Origin of the sequence: Streptomyces sp. NPDC042638 (assembly GCF_040647235.1) — a bacterium.
In the GTDB taxonomy this organism is placed as follows: domain Bacteria; phylum Actinomycetota; class Actinomycetes; order Streptomycetales; family Streptomycetaceae; genus Streptomyces; species Streptomyces rameus.
The window spans coordinates 132,434-136,480 of record NZ_JBEZBT010000015.1; the positions used below are offsets into that span (position 1 = coordinate 132,434).

The 4,047-nt window shown below is 72.5% G+C and carries 5 protein-coding genes; 4 read left to right on the plus strand and 1 reads right to left on the minus strand.

All coding sequences use genetic code 11. The features are described 5' to 3' along the window. Positions 1-135 precede the first annotated feature (135 nt). Positions 136-996, minus strand: a complete 861-nt coding sequence (locus tag AB0B40_RS15470; RefSeq protein ID WP_362264084.1) for a biotin--[acetyl-CoA-carboxylase] ligase — start codon at positions 994-996, stop codon at positions 136-138. 111 nt (positions 997-1,107) lie between these two features. Between AB0B40_RS15470 and AB0B40_RS15475 the strand changes: the two genes are divergently transcribed. From AB0B40_RS15475 to AB0B40_RS15490, 4 genes are all read left to right on the plus strand, one after another. Further along, entirely contained in the window at positions 1,108-2,721 is a 1,614-nt protein-coding gene (locus AB0B40_RS15475) for an acyl-CoA carboxylase subunit beta (protein WP_345048181.1), read from the plus strand. A 24-nt stretch (positions 2,722-2,745) separates the two neighbouring features. After that, positions 2,746-2,955: an acyl-CoA carboxylase epsilon subunit gene (locus AB0B40_RS15480; protein WP_345048180.1), complete on the plus strand. Its 210-nt coding sequence runs from the start codon at positions 2,746-2,748 to the stop codon at positions 2,953-2,955. Between the two features lie 153 nt (positions 2,956-3,108). Further along, a complete protein-coding gene (locus AB0B40_RS15485) occupies positions 3,109-3,237 on the plus strand; it encodes a hypothetical protein (RefSeq protein ID WP_345048179.1) in 129 nt (42 codons plus the stop codon). 32 nt (positions 3,238-3,269) lie between these two features. Further along, on the plus strand, positions 3,270-3,887 hold the full coding sequence (locus tag AB0B40_RS15490) for a nucleoside triphosphate pyrophosphatase (protein WP_345048178.1): 618 nt from the start codon (positions 3,270-3,272) through the stop codon (positions 3,885-3,887). The last annotated feature ends 160 nt before the right edge of the window (positions 3,888-4,047 follow it).

Genomic DNA, 4,047 nt, shown 5'->3' on the forward strand with positions numbered 1-4,047 from the left:
CACCAGCACAAGCCCGCCAGGCACCCGCACAGACACCGCAGGCACCAGCACAAGCCCGCCAGGCACCCGCACAGGCGCCGCAGGCACCCGCACCCCCACCCACCCGCGCAAGCGCCGCAGGCACCGGCCGCCCGCTCAGGCAGGCCGCAGATGCATGATGTCCCCCGCCCCCACAGGCTGCTGCACGCCGTCCTCCGTCGCGATGATCAGGCGGCCGTCACCGTCCAGGGCCACGGCCTCCCCCACCACGGCCCGGTCGCCCGGCAGCTCGGCGCGGACCACGCGGCCGAGGGTCGCGCAGCCCGCGGTGTACATCTCCTGCAGACCGCTCGCGGCGGGGTCACCCCCCGCCGCCCGCCACCGCCCGTACCACTCCTCCAGCGACCGCAGCACGGCCCGCAGCAGCGGGTCCCGGTCCGTGCCCCCCGCCCCGGCCAGCGCCAGCGACCCCGCCTGCGGTACCGGCAGCTCGTCCGCCCGGAGGGTGACGTTGATGCCGACGCCGACGACGACACCGTCGTCCCCGGCCCGCTCGGCGAGGATGCCCCCGGCCTTGCGCTCCTCTCCGCCCACGGTCACCAGCAGGTCGTTCGGCCATTTGAGGGCCGTGTCGACGCCGGCCGCCCGGGCGAGTCCGGTGGCCACCGCAACCCCGGTCAGCAGCGGCAGCCAGCCCCAGCGCGCCACCGGCACCTCGGCGGGCTTCAGCAGAACGGAGAAGAAGAGACCGGAACGCGGCGGCGCCGACCAGCGGCGGTCCAGCCGGCCCCGGCCGGCCGTCTGCTCCTCCGCCACCAGCACCGCCCCCTCGTCGGCGCCCCCCGCTGCGGCCAGCGCGGCGAGGTCGGAGTTGGTGGAACCGGTCCGCCGCACCACCTCGATGTCGCGGTACAGCCCTCCCTCCCGCACCAGCCCACGCCGCAGCGCCGCGGCGTTCAGGGGCGGGCGGTCCAGATCGGACCAGCGGCTGTCGTCTGATGGATTCTGCGGCGTCATGCAAGCCACCCTAGGTGTGGCAAACGACGCAGTGCTGATCGGTAGCGCCCGCCACTACCCTACGAATGAGTAACCGTCCCCCCTTTTGAGCAGGCAGGGAGCCGCATCCCGATGTCCGAGCCGGAAGAGCGTCACGAGATCCACGAGATCGACATCCACACGACCGCGGGGAAGCTCGCGGATCTCCAGCGCCGTATCCACGAGGCCACGCACGCCGGCTCCGAGCGCGCCGTCGAAAAGCAGCATTCCAAGGGCAAGCTGACAGCCCGTGAGCGGATCGAGCTGCTGCTCGACGAGGGCTCCTTCGTCGAGCTGGACGAGTTCGCCCGGCACCGGTCGACCAACTTCGGGCTGGAGAACAACCGCCCCTACGGCGACGGGGTCGTCACCGGGTACGGCACCGTGGACGGCCGTCCGGTCGCCGTGTTCTCGCAGGATTTCACCGTCTTCGGCGGCGCCCTCGGCGAGGTCTACGGCCAGAAGATCGTCAAGGTCATGGACTTCGCGCTGAAGACCGGCTGCCCGGTCATCGGCATCAACGACTCCGGCGGCGCGCGCATCCAGGAGGGCGTCGCGTCCCTCGGGGCGTACGGCGAGATCTTCCGCCGCAACACCCACGCCTCCGGCGTGATCCCGCAGATCAGCCTGGTCGTCGGCCCGTGCGCCGGCGGCGCGGTCTACTCCCCGGCCATCACCGACTTCACGGTCATGGTCGACCAGACCTCGCACATGTTCATCACCGGCCCCGACGTCATCAAGACGGTCACCGGCGAGGACGTCGGCTTCGAGGAGCTGGGCGGCGCCCGTACCCACAACACCGCCTCCGGCGTGGCCCACCACATGTCCGGTGACGAGAAGGACGCCATCGAGTACGTCAAGCAGCTGCTGTCGTACCTGCCGTCGAACAACCTCTCCGAGCCCCCGGTCTTCCCGGAGGAGGCGGACCTCGCCGTGGGCGACGAGGACCGCGAGCTGGACACCGTCGTACCGGACAGCGCGAACCAGCCGTACGACATGCACACGGTGATCGAACACGTCCTGGACGACGCCGAGTTCTTCGAGACGCAGGCCCTGTTCGCGCCGAACATCCTCACCGGCTTCGGGCGGGTCGAGGGCCACCCGGTCGGCGTGGTCGCCAACCAGCCGATGCAGTTCGCCGGCTGCCTCGACATCGACGCCTCCGAGAAGGCCGCCCGCTTCGTCCGTACCTGCGACGCCTTCAACATCCCGGTACTGACCTTCGTGGACGTGCCCGGCTTCCTGCCCGGCGTCGGCCAGGAGCACGAGGGCATCATCCGGCGCGGCGCCAAGCTGATCTTCGCGTACGCGGAGGCCACCGTCCCGCTGATCACGGTCATCACCCGCAAGGCCTTCGGCGGCGCCTACGACGTGATGGGCTCCAAGCACCTGGGCGCCGACCTCAACCTGGCGTGGCCCACCGCCCAGATCGCCGTCATGGGCGCCCAGGGCGCGGTCAACATCCTGCACCGCCGCACGATCGCCGAGGCGGAGGCGGGCGGCGAGGACGCGGAGGCGGTGCGGGCGCGGCTCATCCGGGAGTACGAGGACACGCTCCTCAACCCCTACGTCGCGGCCGAGCGCGGGTACATCGACGCGGTGATCATGCCGTCCGACACCCGCGCGCACATCGTCCGCGGGCTGCGTCAGCTGCGCACCAAGCGGGAATCCCTGCCCCCGAAGAAGCACGGCAACATCCCCCTCTGAGCCCCGAGGACCCTGGGAGCGGTCATGAACATCAAGGTCGTACGAGGCAACCCGACCCCTGAGGAGCTGGCCGCCGCTCTGGCGGTGGTCCGCGTCCGCGCCGCGGCGGCGGCGAGCACGCCGTCCGGCGCGGAGGGCCCGAGGGACGCGTGGTCCGACCCGTCGCGGATCGCGGCGGCCCGCGTCCCCAGCCCCGGCCCCGCGTCCTGGACGCGTACGTTCTGGCCGAGCTAGCCACATCCATCCCCACCCCCGCCCGCTCCCCCCTCCCCCCCGGAGGGGGGAGCGCGTGGTCCCGGCACCCGGCGTCGATGGTCCCGGCACCCGGCGCCGAATTGAGTAGCGGTACTCAGGCGTCCGCCCCGGCCGGAGCCCCACGCTGGTGGCATGCTGTGGTCAGATCCCGAGAACGAACCGCCGAAGGAGCTGCGCGACGCGCAGGACATGCTGCGGCGGCTCGGTCTCCTCCTGGCTCTGGCCAGCGTGCTGATCATGATCGTCATCGGCCTGAGGTGAGCCGCACGGCCCACCCTGACTAACCTGACCGCATGACTGCAACGCGCCGCAGGCGACTCGTGCTCGCTTCTCAGTCCCCCGCCCGGCTGGGCCTGCTCCGGCAGGCCGGTCTCGCCCCCGAGGTGATCGTGAGCGGCGTCGACGAGGACGCCGTGACCGCGCCGACCCCGGCCGACCTGGCGCTCGCCCTGGCCGAGGCGAAGGCGTCGGTCGTGGCGGCGAAGCCGGAGGTGCAGGGCGCCCTGGTGATCGGCTGCGACTCGGTGCTGGAGCTGGACGGGCGGGCGCTCGGCAAGCCGGCCGACGCCGAGGAGGCCACCGCGCGCTGGAAGAGCATGCGCGGCCGGGCCGGAGTACTCCAGACGGGGCACTGTGTGTGGGACACGGAGGCCAAGCGGTACGTGTCGGCCACCGCCTCCACCGTTGTCCGGTTCGGTGAACCGAGCGACGCGGAGATCGCCGCCTACGTGGCCTCCGGCGAGCCCCTCCACGTCGCCGGCGCCTTCACCCTGGACGGCCGTTCGGCGCCGTTCATCGAGGGCATCGACGGCGACCACGGCAACGTGATCGGCATCAGCCTGCCCCTGGTCCGCCGGCTCCTGGCCGAACTGGGCATCGGCATCACGGAGTTGTGGGCGCCGGAGCGCTGACCTGGGCGGGGACGGTGTCCCGCGGCCCATCGCCCTCCCCGTCCCGAGGCTCGCCCTCCCCGTCCCGCGGCTCGTCCGCACGACTGACCGGCGCACCCGCCCCGACGGGAACCGCACCCGGCTCCGCCCGCGACCACGGGCCCTCGCCCGGCCCGGACGC

Coding starts and splice junctions, on each gene's coding strand:
- AB0B40_RS15490 (WP_345048178.1), top strand. CDS start 3,270: ATGACTGCAACGCGCCGCAGGCGACTCGTGCTCGCTTCTCAGTCCCCC.
- AB0B40_RS15475 (WP_345048181.1), top strand. CDS start 1,108: ATGTCCGAGCCGGAAGAGCGTCACGAGATCCACGAGATCGACATCCAC.
- AB0B40_RS15480 (WP_345048180.1), top strand. CDS start 2,746: ATGAACATCAAGGTCGTACGAGGCAACCCGACCCCTGAGGAGCTGGCC.
- AB0B40_RS15485 (WP_345048179.1), top strand. CDS start 3,109: ATGCTGTGGTCAGATCCCGAGAACGAACCGCCGAAGGAGCTGCGCGAC.
- AB0B40_RS15470 (WP_362264084.1), bottom strand. CDS start 996: ATGACGCCGCAGAATCCATCAGACGACAGCCGCTGGTCCGATCTGGAC.